The organism is Leisingera sp. ANG-M1 (assembly GCF_000813745.1).
Classification (GTDB): domain Bacteria; phylum Pseudomonadota; class Alphaproteobacteria; order Rhodobacterales; family Rhodobacteraceae; genus Leisingera.
The window spans coordinates 1-218 of sequence record NZ_JWLC01000047.1 but is presented as its reverse complement, the minus strand read 5'-3'; the positions used below and the strand labels follow the sequence as shown (position 1 = coordinate 218).

Below are 218 nucleotides of genomic sequence, written 5' to 3'. Positions count from 1 at the left end.
ACCGACCTGCGCGACGCGCTGGGCCCAATGGTGGCGCTGGCAAATCCGCTCGACTATCACACCTATATTTGGCGCGATACCGAAGCGATGACCAAGGCGTTCTCAGCCATGATGGACCCGCAGCTGGCAATGACCATGCTGATTGTGGATTTCCCGCGGGATGACCGCTGCGATGCCTCGGACTGGGAATGCGCCATCCAGGCCGCCATCGGCTCGCG

General features: G+C 62.4%; 1 pseudogene. It reads left to right on the top strand.

Annotated elements, in window-relative coordinates:
- Positions 1-218: pseudogene (locus tag RA19_RS25140) on the top strand (acetate--CoA ligase family protein); the annotation flags it as partial.